17 protein-coding genes and 1 pseudogene are annotated in these 16,303 nt (G+C 69.1%); 7 read left to right on the plus strand and 11 right to left on the minus strand.

The window, feature by feature from the left end:
• Positions 1-84 precede the first annotated feature (84 nt).
• Positions 85-330, plus strand: coding sequence for a hypothetical protein (locus OG310_RS00390; RefSeq protein WP_329453845.1), 246 nt, complete (start codon positions 85-87; stop codon positions 328-330).
• Positions 331-781: 451 nt separating this feature from the next.
• Here the strand turns inward: OG310_RS00390 and OG310_RS00395 are convergent, their stop codons facing one another.
• From OG310_RS00395 to OG310_RS00405, 3 genes are all read right to left on the minus strand, one after another.
• Positions 782-1,018 carry a hypothetical protein gene (locus OG310_RS00395; protein ID WP_329453846.1) on the minus strand — a complete coding sequence of 79 codons (237 nt, stop codon included), beginning with the start codon at positions 1,016-1,018 and terminating at the stop codon, positions 782-784.
• Between the two features lie 350 nt (positions 1,019-1,368).
• Entirely contained in the window at positions 1,369-2,133 is a 765-nt protein-coding gene (locus OG310_RS00400; protein WP_329453847.1) for a DUF998 domain-containing protein, read from the minus strand.
• 288 nt (positions 2,134-2,421) lie between these two features.
• Positions 2,422-3,489, minus strand: a complete 1,068-nt coding sequence (locus OG310_RS00405; RefSeq protein ID WP_329453848.1) for a medium chain dehydrogenase/reductase family protein — start codon at positions 3,487-3,489, stop codon at positions 2,422-2,424.
• A 201-nt stretch (positions 3,490-3,690) separates the two neighbouring features.
• Here OG310_RS00405 and OG310_RS00410 point away from each other — a divergent pair, with 201 nt between their 5' ends.
• Positions 3,691-4,392, plus strand: coding sequence for a TetR/AcrR family transcriptional regulator (locus OG310_RS00410; protein ID WP_329453849.1), 702 nt, complete (start codon positions 3,691-3,693; stop codon positions 4,390-4,392).
• A 1,111-nt stretch (positions 4,393-5,503) separates the two neighbouring features.
• Here the strand turns inward: OG310_RS00410 and OG310_RS00415 are convergent.
• The 5 genes from OG310_RS00415 to OG310_RS00435 all read right to left on the minus strand — a co-directional run bounded on the left by OG310_RS00415 (position 5,504) and on the right by OG310_RS00435 (position 9,132).
• Positions 5,504-5,677, minus strand: coding sequence for a CsbD family protein (locus OG310_RS00415; protein ID WP_329453850.1), 174 nt, complete (start codon positions 5,675-5,677; stop codon positions 5,504-5,506).
• Between the two features lie 536 nt (positions 5,678-6,213).
• On the minus strand, positions 6,214-6,567 hold the full coding sequence (locus OG310_RS00420; RefSeq protein ID WP_329453851.1) for an STAS domain-containing protein: 354 nt from the start codon (positions 6,565-6,567) through the stop codon (positions 6,214-6,216).
• Between the two features lies 1 nt (position 6,568).
• Positions 6,569-7,861 carry a PP2C family protein-serine/threonine phosphatase gene (locus tag OG310_RS00425; RefSeq protein ID WP_443078510.1) on the minus strand — a complete coding sequence of 431 codons (1,293 nt, stop codon included), beginning with the start codon at positions 7,859-7,861 and terminating at the stop codon, positions 6,569-6,571.
• A complete protein-coding gene (locus tag OG310_RS00430) occupies positions 7,858-8,661 on the minus strand; it encodes an alpha/beta fold hydrolase (protein WP_329453853.1) in 804 nt (267 codons plus the stop codon). The genes OG310_RS00425 and OG310_RS00430 overlap by 4 nt, the downstream gene beginning before the upstream one ends.
• 213 nt (positions 8,662-8,874) lie before the next feature.
• A complete protein-coding gene (locus OG310_RS00435) occupies positions 8,875-9,132 on the minus strand; it encodes a hypothetical protein (RefSeq protein ID WP_329453854.1) in 258 nt (85 codons plus the stop codon).
• Between the two features lie 87 nt (positions 9,133-9,219).
• On the opposite strand from OG310_RS00435, the gene OG310_RS00440 reads away from it, so the two are divergent.
• A complete protein-coding gene (locus OG310_RS00440) occupies positions 9,220-9,777 on the plus strand; it encodes a hypothetical protein (protein WP_329453855.1) in 558 nt (185 codons plus the stop codon).
• A 636-nt stretch (positions 9,778-10,413) separates the two neighbouring features.
• Here the strand turns inward: OG310_RS00440 and OG310_RS00445 are convergent.
• The gene (locus OG310_RS00445; RefSeq protein ID WP_329453856.1) at positions 10,414-11,082 is read right to left on the minus strand and encodes a hypothetical protein; all 669 of its coding nucleotides are present in this window, start codon (positions 11,080-11,082) and stop codon (positions 10,414-10,416) included.
• Positions 11,083-11,208: 126 nt separating this feature from the next.
• Between OG310_RS00445 and OG310_RS00450 the strand changes: the two genes are divergently transcribed.
• Both OG310_RS00450 and OG310_RS00455 read left to right on the plus strand, forming a co-directional pair.
• Positions 11,209-11,646: an Hsp20/alpha crystallin family protein gene (locus OG310_RS00450; RefSeq protein WP_329453857.1), complete on the plus strand. Its 438-nt coding sequence runs from the start codon at positions 11,209-11,211 to the stop codon at positions 11,644-11,646.
• A 270-nt stretch (positions 11,647-11,916) separates the two neighbouring features.
• The gene (locus OG310_RS00455; protein WP_329453858.1) at positions 11,917-12,357 is read left to right on the plus strand and encodes a DUF2267 domain-containing protein; all 441 of its coding nucleotides are present in this window, start codon (positions 11,917-11,919) and stop codon (positions 12,355-12,357) included.
• A gap of 76 nt (positions 12,358-12,433) precedes the next feature.
• Here OG310_RS00455 and OG310_RS00460 read toward each other — a convergent pair whose 3' ends face one another.
• Complete coding sequence (locus tag OG310_RS00460) at positions 12,434-12,622, minus strand: manganese catalase family protein (RefSeq protein ID WP_329453859.1); 189 nt, start codon at positions 12,620-12,622, stop codon at positions 12,434-12,436.
• Here OG310_RS00460 and OG310_RS00465 point away from each other — a divergent pair.
• Positions 12,603-12,722: pseudogene (locus OG310_RS00465) on the plus strand (IS5/IS1182 family transposase); the annotation flags it as partial. The gene OG310_RS00460 and the pseudogene OG310_RS00465 sit on opposite strands and share 20 nt — an antisense overlap.
• Before the next feature lie 850 nt (positions 12,723-13,572).
• Positions 13,573-13,893: a hypothetical protein gene (locus tag OG310_RS00470; RefSeq protein WP_329453860.1), complete on the plus strand. Its 321-nt coding sequence runs from the start codon at positions 13,573-13,575 to the stop codon at positions 13,891-13,893.
• A gap of 126 nt (positions 13,894-14,019) precedes the next feature.
• Here the strand turns inward: OG310_RS00470 and OG310_RS00475 are convergent, their stop codons facing one another.
• Positions 14,020-15,831 carry a thiamine pyrophosphate-requiring protein gene (locus OG310_RS00475; protein WP_329453861.1) on the minus strand — a complete coding sequence of 604 codons (1,812 nt, stop codon included), beginning with the start codon at positions 15,829-15,831 and terminating at the stop codon, positions 14,020-14,022.
• Positions 15,832-16,303: the final 472 nt, after the last annotated feature.

Genomic DNA, 16,303 nt, shown 5'->3' on the forward strand with positions numbered 1-16,303 from the left:
GGCGCCTACGGTCTGTACCAGGGGGGCGGCGCCCGGGCTGCTTTCCCCATCCTGCCGTAGGCACGGCGTTTGTCCTTCCCTGCCATGCCCACCACCGACGTGGTTCTGCTGGTCCGCACCTCCTTCGGGGACGAGCAGGTTTACCGCCCGTTGCAGGCGCTGGCGGTCGACGACCGGCGTTTCGAAGACCTGCTCAATCAGGGACCGGCCATATCAGTGACGGCTCCTCCGACGCCCGCGACGGGGCCGGCAGCTGCTGCGCTGGTTCGAGGTGGGCTTGTCGTACTCGAACGGCGAACGCCGAGACAACCATCAACGGCTGACGGCTGACGGGGCCGCAACGGTCGGCGGTAGTCGGCGCCGCGGCACCCCGATGTTGCTGTGCGTGGCGTCGCACTTGGCGTAGGTGCCGTGACCTTGATGGCCGCAGTTCGGAGATGCCGCTGGAGACGTCGGAGTCGCTGGACTTCATGGTGGCGGCTGCACTCCGGCGCCCCGATGAGCTGATCCGCAGCCAGGTCCGGTGCGGTGAGTCTGACCACGCACTCGGTCAGCGGGTGGGCGTCCTTCGGTCGGCGGTCCGGCCCAGAGGGCCAGGTGATCGTTCCACGGATCCGGGGGCGGAGCGTCCAGGTCGAAGTTGGCGGCCTTCAGCAGGCAACCGCCCGGCGGCGTGAGCGTTGTCGTCGAGGACCTCGGCGGCCGTGACGGTGTGGCTGCTTCGACGGGGCTGTGTTCGTGGCGCTCGCTCGGGAGCGTCTCGGACCTGGTCGGACCGGCACTAGACGGTGCCGTCCCACCCGTAGCCGCCTTGCCGGAACAGGAGCCGGGCCCCCACCAGTTGCTGTGCCGGCAGGAGGCGTCGTCCTCTCGGCCAGGAGGACAGTCCGGCCGTGGTGGGGGTGCTATCGACGATCCAGACGAGGTCGCTGCGGATCGGGTCGGTCGTGAAAGCCAGCCAGGCGCCGCTCGTGGTGCGGTCCTTGTCCCAGCGGGACCAGGTACTGGCCCCCCTCATGGCGTCCGATCGCTTCGACAGCGGCGAGGTCCCCGATCTGGACGCGCTCCGGGCCAGCGGAGCCCTCAGAATCCAGCCCACGACATCCTCCGGCCCCCGGCGAGCCTTGGCGCCGGTGGCCGCACCGAAGAAGGCCCGCGGCGGACAACTCCGCCTGACACGCCGCCGGACAGCACCGCCCGGGGAAGATCAGTACTGGGCAGTCCGCGGCCCACGACTCCTGAACATGCGGGCTTACCAGTCCAGAGGCCGTTGCCCAACCCGGCGGACCGACCACGGCGGCGCTTACGCAGGCGTTTCACTTCACGTCACCGGCTGAGAACCCATCAGCCCTGGGCCGGTCTCCGACCCTACTTGTCAACAGACGTACGGGGCTGCGCACTGGTGGGTGCGGGCTCGCCTGCGGCGGACCGGATGAGGGCGAGACCGGTGATCAGAGCCCAGAGGAGGTAGCTGTAGAGGGAGATACGTTCGGCCAGTCCGGTGGGCACCCATCCGTAGGTGAGAGGAATATTGACCAGCCCGATGGCCCCCAGGTTGATGCTGACAGTCGAGAACCACCGGGGGAGCCCGAGGGATTCGCGGGAGAGGCCGGTGACTATGGCGAGGGCGTTCCCAGCGATGATCGAGACGAACGCTCCGATCAGATAGAGCGGGAGGGTCCCGTCGTCGAAGCGCGCTGGGTCGAGAGGGAACACCGCGAACAGGATCAGGGCGGTCCACTGGGCCACGCCGAGGGATCGGACCGTCCGTTGTTTCCAGCCGGTGAGCCGGTGGCTGACGGCTATACTCGCGGCGGCGACGAGCGTTCCGGCGACGACCCACGCGAGGCTCATCAGCCACCACAGCGGAGAGGATATAAGGACGCCGCGGAATTTTCCGGCGAAGGGGCTGCCGAGGAAATTGACGTAGTCATCGATGTAGCTGTAGGGACGCCGGTCCCATGCGGCGGCGACGATCGCTTCTGCGATCAGGCTGACAAGGGCTGCGGCGATGAGGGCGGGGCCGGTCCAACGGGCAATGGCTCGGGACGAGGTCGTCGGGGTAGCCGTGGTGGCGGACATGGTTGTGCTGATCTCCCTGTCTATCTTTACGGTGAACACGACGTCGGCCATCCGGTTGCAGGATGCACAGTGCCCTGCGGAGGCCTTTCGCCAATCAAGGACGATGCGGTCTGACACGCTTCGTCCCCGTGAACAACTTTGGCGGAGCCGCGCGGTGGTCCTGGTCCGGGCTTCGCCGCGGTTGTGAAGAGGACACCAGGGCCAGGTATGTCAGACACTGTTTTTGAACGCCTCGCTGACGGCATTACCGACGATTTCTTCGACCCGAAGGGGCCTGGGGACCACCTCGGCAGAGCAGCCGAATGGAGCGCCCTCTATCGCGGCGCCGTGGTGCGAAGATCACGGCGCGAGGATGATTTTGCCGAGGTTGGTGCGGCCGGAGGACTCCGACAGTTCCATGGCCGCGGCCGCCTCGCTCAGCGGGAATCGGGCGGCAATCGTCGCGGTGAGTCGGCCGTCGCGAAGCAGGTCGAAGACGTGTGTGAGGTCGGTGCGCATCCGGGTCCGGAATGCCTCGCGCTTGGCCGAGTCCGGCTTGCCGGCGCCGGCCCAGACGTCGTAGAAGCTCGCGTGCCTGTGTGTTGTGGGCAGGTGGTTCCAGAAGGTCAGCTTGGCCAGCAGCGGCAGGAAGTCGAGCAGCACGGGGCGGGTGTCGTCGAGCGCGGCCGCGATGCTGTACGAGACCAGAGTGCCGGTGCGGTTGAGCAGTCGGTAGGAGAGGGTGACGCTCTTGCCGCCGAGGTGGTCGAACACGGCGTCCACACCGTCGGGGGCCAGTTCCCGGACGCGGGCCGCCAGCTTGGGGTCCCGGTAGTCGATCGGCTCCGCTCCCAGGGCACGCAGCGCCTCGTGATGGCGCGCGCCGGCCGTGCCGATCACGCGGGCTCCGGCGTCCCGAGCGAGTTGTACCAGGACTGAGCCCACGCCGCCGGCGGCGCCCGTTATGAGCACGGTCTGCCCAGCCCGTACCTTCGCGCTGCGATGCACCATCTGATAGGCGGTCAGTCCGTTGACGATCAGCGTCTCCGCCTCGTCGGGACCAATCCCGTCGGGTACTTCCACCAGGTCGGCGGCGGTCAGCAGGGCGGCCGTGGTCCAGCCGCCGGTCTTGGTCAGCGCGGCGACCCGCCGGCCGACCATCGCGCGGTCCACTCGGGGGCCGACGGCCTCGACGACGCCGACGAGGTCGTAGCCAGGCACGAACGGGAACGCGGGCTGGCCGTAGTAGCGGCCTCGGCGCATCGCACTCTCGGCGAAGGACACGGCGGTCGACTCGACGCGCACAAGGGCCTGGCCCGCGGCGGGCGCGGGAAGCGCACGCCGGACCAACCGCAGGCCGGACGGCGCGACCTTGCCCGGGAGCACCACCTCGGTCGCGGTCACAGTGGCCTCGGCAGTTGCCTTCATTTCGGACATGATCGACCTTTCATAGGACCGGGACTGTTCGTCACTCAGTTAATGATCGTAACTCTGCACCGTCCTGTCATCCTGCGTCAATCCGTAACCTGCAGCGGCCCGGCGCTGCGGTCGAACGTGACCTCAAATCAGTTACGTACCGTTGCGCAACGTCGCGTCCGTAGAAGTCCTATGGCACGTTACGATGCGACGATGACCAACACACCGCCGACCATGAGCAGGCGCGAGCGGCTGCGGGTCCAGACGCTCCGGGAGATCGAGGAGGCGTCGTTCGCGATCATTGACGCTGACGGCGTGGACGCCCTGTCCATGGCAGCGCTGGCCCGGAGCCTGGCGATGTCCGCACCGGCCCTCTACCGCTACTTCCGGTCGCGCGACGCGCTGGTGGCGCACCTGGTCACGCTGTCCTACCAGCAACTCGCGTCGGCGATGGGCCACGCCGCGGGAGGGAGCAGGCGAGGGCCGCACGCGCGGGTACGGCTGCTGGTCACCGCGTACCGCGACTGGGCGCTGCAGAACCGGCGGCGCTACGGGATGCTGTTCGGCGAGCGGGCCGGGGACCTGCCGGGCGACGTCGGCGCGCAGACCCCGCTCGACCAGGCGATGGCGCTGCTGATCGACCTGTTGGTGATCGTCGAAGACACCACGCGGGAACGCAGCAGCAGCGGCGACCGAACGCTCGACGGGCAGTTGCGGCTGTGGGCTCGCTCGCAGGAACGACCGGGCACCACACCGCGCGTCGCCCGGGCGGCCCTACTGATCTGGTCGCGGGTCCACGGGATCGTGAGTCTTGAACTGGCCGGTATGTTCGACGGCCATCCGCTCGAAGCGCAGCGGCTGATCGATCTGGAGGTCGACGGCGCCATCCAATCGGTGGGGCCGGCCAACCCATGAACGGCAGTTTCAGGTGCTCCTGGGTTCACTACGCATGCCCGGGCTCGCCGCGCCCGCTGCGGAGGACGGGAGCTCACCTCGTCCACATCGCCCCGTCCTCCGCACCCCTTCCCCCAGTCCCGAGCCCCCAGGGGAAGAAGACCCCTCGTGCACGGTTCGCAGCCCCCGGCAGGAGCAGGACCAGGCGGGCACCCCACGCCGCACAAATCCTCACCGCGCAAACCCCCGGAACGCAGACGTAGCCCCTCAGCGGCTGGGCCTTCATCAAAAACCTCGCCACCCGCACCACTCGAACCCACCACCAGGAGGCTGCGCCGGCCTCTGCCCAAGCCCACTCCGACTCACCCGCGGCATCGCCCGCTGACGACGAACCCCGCTCTGACGTGGATCAGTCAGACGTTTTCCGAGGTCCGATGACGCGGGCCCGTATCGTGTAGGCGGCGGTTTGGGGAGGCGGTGAGCACTGCCGCAACCACGGCCGCAGGCCCGCCGTGGGACGCCTGTGTCAGCCAGGTCAGCGCCTCACCCTCACTGTTCAGGCCGCGCAGCCGAGCCGAGCGTGCATCCAAGGGCCGGAACCACGCCCGAGTGGGACCGATCGTGACCGCCCCAGGGCGCTCACGCCCAGCAGGCCTGCCGTTCGCGGATGAGATCCGAACCGCCCGACCAGCGAGCCGGTGGGCAGCACGAACCTGCGGCCCGTAGCCGTAGCCGCAGCGGCAGCCCGGTGAGACATCCCCAGCCACTCCCACAGCCCCCGCCGCGCTGCCGTCCAGGGTGCTGTCGAGGCCACCGGGCGGGGCCGTGACGACCGCCACGAGAAGCAGTATCGCCACAGCGAGCACGGTGCCGCGCAGCTCGCCCTTGTCACTGAAGACCGCTGCCGGCAGGGACCCGATGGGTGGCCGCTACCGAGCGCTCTCGCCGGCCCGCCGTAGCCACAAGGCTGATGAACCTCCCGACCCGCCCCAGATGCCGCGAGCCAGAACAGCCACCGCCCGCCCGGCGCATCTGCAAACCGCGAAAGCCCGTCTACGGCAACGACCGTCCCGAACATGCGTGGTCCCGCCGGCCTACAGAGGCGGGCGGGACCACGGCAGCACTCGGGTCTTCAGTGGTCGAGGGCGTCCTTGGCATGCTCGACGGCCTGCTTGGCGTCGCCCTTGACCTGGTCGGCCTTGCCTTCGGCCTTGAGGCGCTCGTTGCCAGTGACGTGGCCGACCGCTTCCTTGGCCTTGCCCTTGACCTTGTCCCCGGTGTTCTCGACCTTGTTTTCCGCGCTCATGCCGCTACCTCTTCCGCCTCACGTTGACCCTGCGCATCCACTGGCAGGGAACCTGAACCCCTCGTGCCCCTGATTCCCCTGCCCATGCCGGCTCGCCGACCGCGACAGCAGCAGGAGCCGCCGCCCCCTTCCCGTATCCGTCGGCTACAGGGGGCTGCGCCACTGCAGGGGCGCGTGGGATGGACGCGGCCACCCGGAGCACAGAGCGGAGCAGCGACGGCCGGGCGCACGCGCGCCCCATATCGTCGCCTCGGGCCGTCGGTCGGCCAAGCGGCACTGACCCTCCCTCGGCCACCGACTCAACCGGTCCGCATACAAGGAAGGTGGAGGCGGCGGGCGGCCGAGTGGGATGCTGAGCACGGCGAAACCGAGCCGATGGTCACAGGGTGAGCGGGCGCTGGTCGACGACCCGGCGGCCGACCCGTGGTCCGGCGAGCGCGGAGCCCAGCAGGATGGCCGGGAACGAGCCCGCGGGCCACGGGCTCACGCCCCGCTTCGCGGGGCCCGGCAGGGCGTCACCGCTCGACGCGCCGGGATCAGGACGCGGCGTAGTTGCGTGCGCCGGCCGCTGAGGCGTCCGGGTGGATGGTGAAAACCCGGTCCAGACCGACGAGGCGCAGGATGCGGGCGGTGTTGGCGGGGACCGCGGCCAGAGCGACGCCGCTGCCTTGTTCCCTCGCCAGGTTCCGGGCCGCCAGCAGGGCGCTGATGCCACTGGAGTCGCAGAAATCCAGGGCTGCCAGATCCAGGACCAGCAGCTGCCCCGCGGCGAGGGTGAGGCCGTCCACGGCCCTGCGGAGCTCCGGCGCCGTCGTGTGGTCGAGGTCACCGGTGATCTCCAATACGGGACCGGTGACAGCGTTGCGGGATGTGATCGTCAGGGGGGTCATCTCAGGTTTCACTCACGGGGGTGTGAACAGCGACCGCAAGCGGAGCCGGTACGCCGAAGGCGAGCAGCGCGGTGTCGTCGTCGAGGCCGTCGCCGAAACGAGCGAGCAGCCCGGTCAGGGCGGTGATCAGGGCCTGCGGACCTGACGGCGGCTGACCGGCGGTGAAGGCACGCAGGGCATCGTCGCCATACAGCTCGCGCCCGGGTCCCGTGCGGGCCTCGGTCAGGCCGTCGGTATACAGGAGCAGGGTGTCGCCGGGCGACAGCCGGGTGCGGGCGGCGGTGAACTGGACCTGGGGCAGGACACCGATGAGCATCCCGCCCGGGGTCGGCAGATAGTCGGCGGTGCCGTCCGCGCGTTGGATCAGCGCCGAGGGGTGTCCGCCAGAGGCCAGGTGCACGCCGACGTGGTCGCCGCCGGGTTCCAAGACACCGAATATGGCGGTGCAGTAGCGGGTATCGCCGCGGGTGTATCGCTCGTGAAGGACCGTATTCAACGTACTGAGCACGGTGACGGGGTCGGCGTCGTGCAGGGCCGCGGCGCGCAGCGTGTACCGGGTCAGCGAGGTGACGGCCGCGGCCTGGGGGCCCTTGCCGCACACGTCGCCGAGGAAGAACGCCCACCGGCCGGTGTCCAGGGGGAACAGATCGTAGAAGTCTCCGCCGAGCAGATCCGGGGAGGCTGTGTGGTAGTACGAGGCGGCTTCCAGGCCCGGAACGGTGGGCAGTTGGGCGGGCAGCAGGCTCTGCTGCAGGACGGCGAGAGCCTCCTGGAGCCGTTCACGGTCGGTCTCCGCCTGCCGGCGCGCTTCCTCAGCCGCCCGACGGGCGCGCAGCAACTCGGCCTCGTAGGCACGGCGGTCCCGGGCGTCGAAGACGGTGGTACGGATCAGCAGCGGCTCGCTGTCCTCACTCACCTTCACCTTCGAGGTGACCAGTACCGGCATCCGCTCGCCGGTGGCGCCCTTGATGTCCAGGGCAATACCGCTGACCTCGCCCTTCATCTGCAACAGTGGCGCGAAGTGCGTCTCGTGGTAGAGCTTCCCGCCCACGGTGAGCAGATCGGTGAACCGCATCCGCCCCACCACCCGGGACCGATCCAGGCCCAGCCATTCCAGCAACGTGGTGTTGATCTTGGCGATGGTGCCGTCCATCAGGGTCGATAGGTAGCCGCAGGGGGCCTGCTCGTACAGCTCCTCGGCACTGTCCTCCAGCAGCGAGGTGAACATCGCGTCCGTGGCGTCGGTGTCCTGCTCCCCGCCCGGCTCCGGAGCCTGGTCGGTACCGCACATCATCGGACACCTCCGATGAAGTCGGTGATCGCCCCCGCGGTGGCCTGCGGTGCGCTCAGTTGCGGGCAGTGGCCTGTCGCCTCCAGGGTGACCAGGCGGCTGCCGGGAATCGCGTCGCGGACGTACGCGCCGACCTCACGGGGAGCGATCACGTCTTGCCGGCAGTCCAGGATCAGCGTCGGCACCGTGACCGTCTTGAGGTCCTCACGACTGTCGGACAGGAACGTGGTGTGCGCGAAGACCCGGGCCATGTCCGGGTCGGTCGCGCAGAACGAGGCCGTCAGCTCCTGACCGAGCTCGGGCCGGTCCGCGTTGCCCATGATGACCGGCGCCATCGCCGCCGACCAGCCCAGATAGTTTGAATCCAGGGATTCCAGCAGCTCGTCGATGTCGTCGGCGCTGAACCCGCCCCGGTAACCGTCGTCGTCGATGTAGCGGGGCGAGGGGGCGACCATGACCAGGCGGCAGATACGCCGCGGCTCCTTCGCGGCCGCGAGGACCCCCACCATCGCGCTGACCGAATGCCCCACAAAGGTCACGTCCCGCAGGTCCAGCTCCTCGGCCACCTCCAGCACATCGAGCGCGTAACCCTCCAGAGAGCTGTAGCGCCGCTCATCCCAGGCCGACGGATCTGCTCGGCCGGAGCCCACGTAGTCGAAGAGCACCACCCTGTAGCTCTCAGCCAGAGTGGGGAGCACCAGACGCCACATGTTCTGATCGCAGCCGAAGCCGTGCGCCAGAAGAAGTACCGGCCCGTCGGCACGGCCAGTGACGGTCACGTTGTTCCTGCGGCGTATATCCATACCCGCCAGTTTCCCATCACCCTATCCGGGTGAAGCAGAGGCCTGGCCCCCCGGATCATGATCACGAGGCTCCAGTACGCGCGGACCGCACGCTCGTCGTCAGACAGGTAGCCGCAAAACCACCGCCACTCGGTCCCGACGGCCCCACTCCTGCCCCCCGCGGCCCAGGTTCGCTGCGCGCCAGCAGTCAAGCGAGGGCAATCTGGGCACCGGTCACCGCGGGTCCGTCGCGGTCCGAGCAATCCGCTCGACCAGCGCCAGGTCGGCGTCGGGATTCTCCTTTCGGAAGCGCGGGAGGATATGGCGCAGGTCCCGCCCTGCGATCGCGACCGGGTACGGTACTCCGCCGGTCAGGAGTCCCCGGCCGAGCGGCGCGTAGGACACACATCCGATCCCCAACTCCCGGACGCTCTCCAACACCCCGTTCATCTCCACCTCGGGCGTACCCGTCGTGTCGCTCAGGTAGTGCACGTCAGGGTGCAGAGCGGTCGCAGAAGTGGTGGTGTGGGAGCATCGGCGCGCCCGCGCCGTCCTCGCGAGGAACTGTTGGAGCAGACTATGACGGTAACGGGTTGGCGGAGCGCGCACGATCTGGGACTGGCCGCCTGGTTCGGAGGCGCCCTGATGGGCGCGGTAGGGGTCAACCGTGCCGGTGAGGGCGAGGAAGCAGCCTCGACGGAGCGGGTGGCGGCCCACGGTTGGGCGGTGTGGACGCCGGTGAACGCCGCCGCCATCACCGCGCACCTGGCCGGCGGGGCGGCGTTGCTGGCGGACAACGCCCACCGTGTCGCCACACAGAAGGGCGTGATGGCCTCGACCATCGCCAAGGGGGCGGTCACCGCCGCTGCGCTGGCAGCGACCGCCTACAGCGCCGTCCTGGGCAGCAAGGTGCAGCTGGCCGTTTCGGAGAAGCTCGGCAACCAGGAGAAGGCCGAGAAACACCCCATCGACCTCGACTCGGCACGCAGGCAACTGAGGATCGCCCAGTGGGCGGTCCCCGCACTGACAGGGGCCCTGGTCATCCTCAACGCCCTGCATGGCGAACAGCAACGTCCCGCCAAGCAGGCGGGAGGCATTGTCGAACGGGCGCGCCGCATGACCGGCCTCGGCAGCTGACCCGTCGCTTGCCCTGTTCGCCGAGCAGCGCTGGCCGTCGGCTACTCGGTGTCCGGGGTCGCCGCGATCCCGGCGCGTCCTCGGCGCGTGCCGGTGTCAACTAAAGACGTGTAGGCGGCTGGACTGAGCGGCGCTCGTCACCTGCCTGAGCCCCTTCCTCGTAGGGCATCCGGCCGCGCAGGCCCGGATCAGGTGAGGACCGAGATGATGTGATCGGTCGCCTCGGCGACCGGGGTGTCGTCGATCGGGGTCTGGTCGATCGGGGTCTGGTCGGCTACGTTCCACCCCCTGGGCAGGCCGGCCTGGATGCGGGTGGCGCTGGTGGTGCGGCGTTCGAGCCGGCCGGTGGGCAGGGCGCGTTTGGCGTGGGCAGCGCGTCGCCGAGGGCGACCTCGCGGCAGGTGCGCAGATCTTCCGGGGGGCGTCCGGATCGTTCGTGCGGTCCCTGTTGAGCTGGGGCTCGTAGTGCTCCACGCGACTGGTGACGTCCCCGAGTAGGGGCGGTCAGTTGTGCCGCGCCACCGTGATTGCCTCGCCTGAAAGTACACGGCTCGCCTCGGTGGATCGGGGGCCGGCGGGTGTGCGCGGAACGTATCGGGGGTTCCCGTAATCGTCTGTTCCACTGTGGTGCCATGTTCAGTTGCGGACACGTTCCTGATGGCTGTGTTCCCGCAACTTTTCGGCGTGTCCGGTGACGGCGTCGAGACGGGCGGCCAGGTCGTTGTGGTCTGATCCGAGGTGCTGGCGGGTGTCGGCGAGCCGACTGATCAGGTGCGCCGGGTCGTTGTCGCCGAGTGCCTCCCCGAGGCGGTCGATGGGGGGCCTCGACCGGGCTGGGAGGTCCGTGAGGGCGGTGATCTGGCCGGCCAGCCGGCGCAGGGTCGCTGCGTTGTCCCGTGCCCAGGCGTTGACCGAGCGGTCGGCGGCGCGTCGGTTGCGCGTGGCGGTCACGCGCTGCTCGCCGGTGGTCCCGGTGGCGTCCGGTCGCCCGCGCAGGTAGCGGCGTTCGGCGGCCTGACGACTTGCGACGCCCAAGGGTGCGGCAAGGTCGGCCCAACTGGCTCCGCCTTCCCGGGCAGCCTCGATCAATCCGTTCTCCCAGCCCGCCAACTGCTCCCGAATCTCGCGGAGCAGCACGAGGGAGGCGAGGACATCCTCCGTGGTCGTCGCCGGATCATCGTCTTCCTGGGCCGCCTCACGCACGGTCCGTTCGATGACGCGGAGGGCTGTGACGGCCGCGTGGGCGGTCACCAGGGGTGGGTCTTCGACGCTCTCCGGAGCCCGGGGGCCTTCTGGTGCCGACATATTCTCTCCTTCTTTGTCGTCTGCTGGACGACCTCGATAGTTGTCATCCTTTGGATGACATGCTACAACAGTGGCAACGACCAGCGCATTGGCACTTGTTGCCTGGAGCTTCGGAGGTGTTCGACCATGTTGATGCGCACTGACCCCTTCCGCGAGTTCGATCGTCTCGCCCAGCAGCTGATGGCCCCGGGGACCTGGTCCCGGCCGGCCTCGATGCCCATGGACGCCTACCGGGAGGGCGACACGTACGTGGTGGCGTTCGACCTTCCCGGCATGGCACCGGACGCGATCGACGTCGATGTCGAGGACACCGTGCTCACCGTCAAAGCGGAGCGGCGGCCCGCCGCGAAGGACGATGTGGTGCGGATGGATCTCAGCGAGCGGCCACTCGGGGTGTTCTCCCGCAGCATCGTCCTCGCCGACAGCCTGGACACGGAGCACATTCACGCCGCCTACGACGCCGGAGTGCTGACGCTGCGCATCCCCATCGCCGAGCGGGCGAAGTCACGCAAGATCACGGTCTCCGCCGGTGTGTCGTCCAGCCCGCGCCGGATCACGGGCTAAAGGCCTGGACGGGCCGCACGGGCCCCTGCCTCATCCCCCGTCGGCCCTTCGAAGAGAGGCTTCGAAGGGCCGACAGGGGCGGCCGGACCGAGGAAGGTGCCATAAGCGCGCGGCATCCGGGTACTGGTCCCAGAGAGAGCACGGGCTGTCGCGCACCCTGGTGGATCGCAGGAAAGAGTTCCGGCTCCCCCTCAGCAAGTCCCACGGCTCGGCTTTACCCGGCTGCAGGGACGGGCGTCTGGATACGATCAGAAAGGCTTGAGTCAAGCCATGCGACACAGTGTTCCGGTAGTCGAGTTGAAGCCAACGATCAGCTTCGAGCAGATGCTGGAGCGCATCCGATACGCGGGCGCCTATCCCACGCGGGAACGCGCCGAGGAAGCTGTACGTCTGGTCCTCGGCGGGCTGGGCCGCCAGTTGGCCAGGCCGGAACGCGAGAAGCTCGCCGAGCGACTCCCCCGGCAAGCCGCACAGGTTCTCGCCGCGCAGGCCCCCGACCCCGAAGGTGAGCCCCTCACCGGTTGCGGCTTCGTCAAGGAACTGGCATCCCGCACCGACACCGCTCTCGCCCCCACCCGCTGGGATACAGGATCGGTACTCACTGCCGTCGCCGCACTGGCCGGTCCCGAACTCCTCACCCACATCCTGGCCCAGCTCCCTACGGGCTGGGCGCTCCTCTTCGGCCGGCCCGAACTCAGACAGGCGGCCTGAACAGCGGTGTCGTGAATGGCCGCAAGCCGCCGGGTCGTACACGAATTGAGCGTGTCCTTGAAGCCGGGGTCGTCGGTCATGTTGTAGAGCCGGGCGGTCTGCAGGGCCGGCTCTGCTCCTCGGCGGCCACGTTGGCGCAGACGTCCGCCAGGAGGGTGCCGCCGGCAACGGAGTAGCGGCCGTTCCACAGGCAGCCATTGCTGTCTGCGGGCAGTGCCCCGCCACCGGCGATGATCGCCTGCTGCGGATCCGTGCCGCCCAGCACCGCGCCTTTCGACAAGGAGCGCTACAAGCAGCGCAACGTCGTCGAACGCTGCTTCAACACGTTGAAGCAGTACTGGGCCATCTCCGCACGCTACGACAAAAACCGCGAATCCTAACGAAAACAGCCATCACCATCGCGCCACTCCTCATGCGGGCATGGCCCGTTGAAGACAGCCCTGAGACGCCGTCGTCCCCACACCGTCACCGATTACGCGTGACCCGGGCATGGATGAGGCGCGACGGATGACCCAGGAGGGCGGATCAACGAGATGGCGAGCCGGCAGAGGGAGGCAGCAGGGTGGTCGCGCCGCAGCCGGCCGAGACAAAGCTGCTCGGCGGTTCGCACGGCGGGTCGAGAACGCCGGTTCCGTATACCTTCCGCGCTCTGCGCCACCCCTGCTGGCGCTACGAGCCCTGCAAGAGGAGAGTGTGCCCCCGCACGACACTCGCCACGGCTCCGTGGCCGAGGCCCCCGGCAAGCGGGCCGCCGTACATCCGCGCCGGGCCCTGTGGGGCCTCTCGTGCGCTGCCCGAGGCCACCCGCTACTGGTCACGCGTGACAGCGCATCCGCCTTGGCCTACCGGTTCGTGTGGATCCGCGTGCGCAACGGACCCTGCGCGGCCGGGCTGCGGACCTGCGCACTGTGGAACCATCGCCACGCTCTCCGGCGCGGTGAGCCCGAGGTCGGTTCCCGCGTGGCGAGACTCCGCCGACCGAGGAAGAGTGGTTTTTGAACGGCAGACGCGCCGTGAAAATCACAAGAAACCTCGGGCGGAGCGCGGCGCGAACGGCTCGCGAACGCCGCCCCCGGCGGCCGTGCTGAGCGGCCCGCAGGGGACCGCGGAGAAAGACGCGGACACCGCGATCTTGGCGGGTGTGCCCGCGGAGCGAACACCTCGAATCCTCAAGGCCGGCGGCTGAGCGACCGCCGCCGCTCATCAGGGAGCGCCATGACCAGCAAACGGCAGGACCCAGAGGGGGTCGACACACGCGGCAAGACCGTACCCCCTTACAAGGGGCGAAAAGAGGGGGGCCGCGTCAGGGGCCACAGTGAGTCGACGGAGAACGGCCCGCGCACTGGCGGTGCCACCGGCCCCGTCGAGGATGACGCGATGAAGGCGCCGGATCCCGAGCGCACACCGGGGGGTGCGACCACCTCGCCGGCGCGTGAGAAGCCGGCCGGCGGTTCGCACCGCTCCCGGCGCGACCCCGAGAAGGGAACGGGGCCCGCGCACCAGCAGGGCGTACGCCGCGCGGAGGACCAGGGCTGAGTACGGCCCGCGGCAAGATGAACACACGACGTCCGCCAGGTCGTGGTACCCGGTCAAGAAGGCGGCGACCGGAGGAGTCGGGCCACCGTGGCACGGCCCGCGCGTGGTGCCCGTCGCCGTGAGGGGTCAGTCCGGGGCTCCCGGACGGTCCTGGCGCTGGTGGCGACCGGGCAGCATCTCCTGCACCTTGGCCTTGATGCCCTGGCGGACCATCCCGGTCCGGTCGGCGTCGCCATGCAGCACGGCGGACGCGGCCGCTGCGATCTGGTCCAGCGAGGCGTGCGGCGGGATGGGCGGGACGGCCGGGTCGGTGCGGAAGTCGAGGACGAACGGCCGGTCCGCGGCAAGAGCGCGCTCCCAGGCGCCGCGCACCTCGTCCGGCTTCTCCACGCGGACGCCGTCCAGGCCGATGGAGCGGGCGAAGTCCGCGTAGGGGACGTCGGGCAGGCCCTGTGAGGGCAGGAACTGGGGGGCGCCCTCCATCGCGCGCATCTCCCACGTCACCTGGTTGAGATCCTGGTTGTTCAGGACCGCCACGACCAGCCGCGGGTCCTGCCAGTCCTGCCAGTACTTGGCGGCCGTGATGAGTTCGGCCATGTTGTTCATCTGCATGGCACCGTCGCCGACGAGGGAGATCGCGGGTCGTTCGGGATGGGCGAACTTGGCCCCGATGGCGTACGGCACGGCGGGGCCCATCGTGGCGAGGGTGCCCGAGAGCGACCCGCGCATGGCGCCCCGCAGCCGCAGATGTCGGGCGTACCAGTTCGCGGAGGACCCGGAGTCGGCCGAGATCATGACATTGTCGGGCAGCAGGTCGTCGAGTGCGTGCACGACATATTCGGGGTTGATCGGGACGGCGTCGACGGCGGCCCTGCGTTGCATGACCTCCCACCACCGGGCGGTGTCCTCCTCGATCTTCCTTCGCCACGAACCGTGTTTCTTCGGTTTCAGATAAGGAAGCAACGCGGCGAGGGTCGCGCGGGCGTCGCCCACGAGATTGACCTCGAACGGATAACGCAGGCCGATCATGAAGGGGTCGATGTCGATCTGCACGGCCCGGGCCTGGTCCAGGCCCGGCATGAACTGCGTGTACGGAAAACTCGAGCCGACCATCAGGAGTGTGTCGCAGCCCTGCATCAGCTCGTAGGAAGGGCGGGTGCCGAGCAGCCCGATCGCGCCGGTGACGTAGGGAAGCTCATCGGACAGAACGTCCTTGCCCAGCAGAGCTTTCGCGACCCCCGCGCTGAGGACGTCGGCGTACCGCTCCACCTCGGCGCGGGCTCCACGTGCGCCCTGGCCGATCAGGATGGCCACCTTCTCACCCGCGTTGAGCACCTCGGCGGCCCGTTCAAGGTCCGCGTCCTCCGGCACCGGCGCGGAGCGTCCGAGCCCGAGGCTGGAAGGGACCATCTTGAAGGCGTGCGTGGGTGGCGAGTAGTCGAGTTCCTGCACGTCGCCGGGGATGATGACGGCGGTGACGGTACGTTTGCCGTACGCGGTGCGCATCGCCCGATCGAGGACGTTCGGCAACTGCTCAGGGACGGTGACCATTTCGCAGAACTCAGCGGCCACGTCCTTGTAGAGACTCAGCAGGTCGACCTCCTGCTGATAGGAACCGCCCATGGCTGTTCGGTCGGTCTGGCCGACGATCGCGACCACAGGCACGTGGTCGAGCTTGGCGTCGTACAGACCGTTGAGCAGGTGAATGGCGCCGGGTCCCGACGTCGCCGCACAGACCCCCACTCTGCCGGAGAACTTCGCGTAGCCGACCGCCTCGAATGCCGCCATCTCCTCATGCCGAGCCTGGACGAACCGGGGCTTGTTCCCGGCCCGCCCCCACGCGGCGAGCAGTCCGTTGATGCCGTCGCCCGCGTACGCGAAGACGTGCTCGACGTCCCACTCACGCAAGCGCTGGAGCACGTAGTCGGAGACCTTCATCGACACGGACTTCCTCTCGTAACGATCGGCCGGCGAGTCCGCGCCTGCGGAAATAGCGGCAGCTCAGGTGGGCAGTGCGGCGGCCGGCATCGACGTGTCGTGCCAGCAGAGCCAGGTCCCTCCGCCCAGGACACGGCGTGCCAGTGACCGAGGCAACGACGCGGCCTTCGCCCCGTCCACCTCCAACGTGTGGCACTCGCACACAGGGTGGGCCCACTCTGGCAGCTCGGTCACCGAACCCTCTGGCTGACACGCGCACGCAGTGCGCGACACACCAACCCCCTGAGCCCGTTGACCGACACCCCGCCCTTCCCCATACGGCCCCTGCCTGCCCGTGTGCCCCACGCGGCGGAACGGACGTTTCGGCGGTACACGGTGGGCAAAGCGCCAGATGCGGTGGGTGCAAGCCCACCGATCCCGGACGCGTCTCCTCGGTACCGCAACAGCAACCGCACTGATCAGCCGGCTCCGA

It is taken from the genome of Streptomyces sp. NBC_01497 (genome assembly GCF_036250695.1).
GTDB lineage: Bacteria > Actinomycetota > Actinomycetes > Streptomycetales > Streptomycetaceae > Streptomyces.

Coding starts and splice junctions, on each gene's coding strand:
- OG310_RS00395 (WP_329453846.1), bottom strand. CDS start 1,018: ATGAGGGGGGCCAGTACCTGGTCCCGCTGGGACAAGGACCGCACCACG.
- OG310_RS00455 (WP_329453858.1), top strand. CDS start 11,917: ATGCGACACAGTGTTCCGGTAGTCGAGTTGAAGCCAACGATCAGCTTC.
- OG310_RS00410 (WP_329453849.1), top strand. CDS start 3,691: ATGACCAACACACCGCCGACCATGAGCAGGCGCGAGCGGCTGCGGGTC.
- OG310_RS00405 (WP_329453848.1), bottom strand. CDS start 3,489: ATGAAGGCAACTGCCGAGGCCACTGTGACCGCGACCGAGGTGGTGCTC.
- OG310_RS00415 (WP_329453850.1), bottom strand. CDS start 5,677: ATGAGCGCGGAAAACAAGGTCGAGAACACCGGGGACAAGGTCAAGGGC.
- OG310_RS00420 (WP_329453851.1), bottom strand. CDS start 6,567: ATGACCCCCCTGACGATCACATCCCGCAACGCTGTCACCGGTCCCGTA.
- OG310_RS00430 (WP_329453853.1), bottom strand. CDS start 8,661: ATGGATATACGCCGCAGGAACAACGTGACCGTCACTGGCCGTGCCGAC.
- OG310_RS00390 (WP_329453845.1), top strand. CDS start 85: ATGCCCACCACCGACGTGGTTCTGCTGGTCCGCACCTCCTTCGGGGAC.
- OG310_RS00450 (WP_329453857.1), top strand. CDS start 11,209: ATGTTGATGCGCACTGACCCCTTCCGCGAGTTCGATCGTCTCGCCCAG.
- OG310_RS00425 (WP_443078510.1), bottom strand. CDS start 7,861: ATGATGTGCGGTACCGACCAGGCTCCGGAGCCGGGCGGGGAGCAGGAC.
- OG310_RS00475 (WP_329453861.1), bottom strand. CDS start 15,831: ATGAAGGTCTCCGACTACGTGCTCCAGCGCTTGCGTGAGTGGGACGTC.
- OG310_RS00445 (WP_329453856.1), bottom strand. CDS start 11,082: ATGTCGGCACCAGAAGGCCCCCGGGCTCCGGAGAGCGTCGAAGACCCA.
- OG310_RS00400 (WP_329453847.1), bottom strand. CDS start 2,133: ATGGCCGACGTCGTGTTCACCGTAAAGATAGACAGGGAGATCAGCACA.
- OG310_RS00440 (WP_329453855.1), top strand. CDS start 9,220: ATGACGGTAACGGGTTGGCGGAGCGCGCACGATCTGGGACTGGCCGCC.
- OG310_RS00470 (WP_329453860.1), top strand. CDS start 13,573: ATGACCAGCAAACGGCAGGACCCAGAGGGGGTCGACACACGCGGCAAG.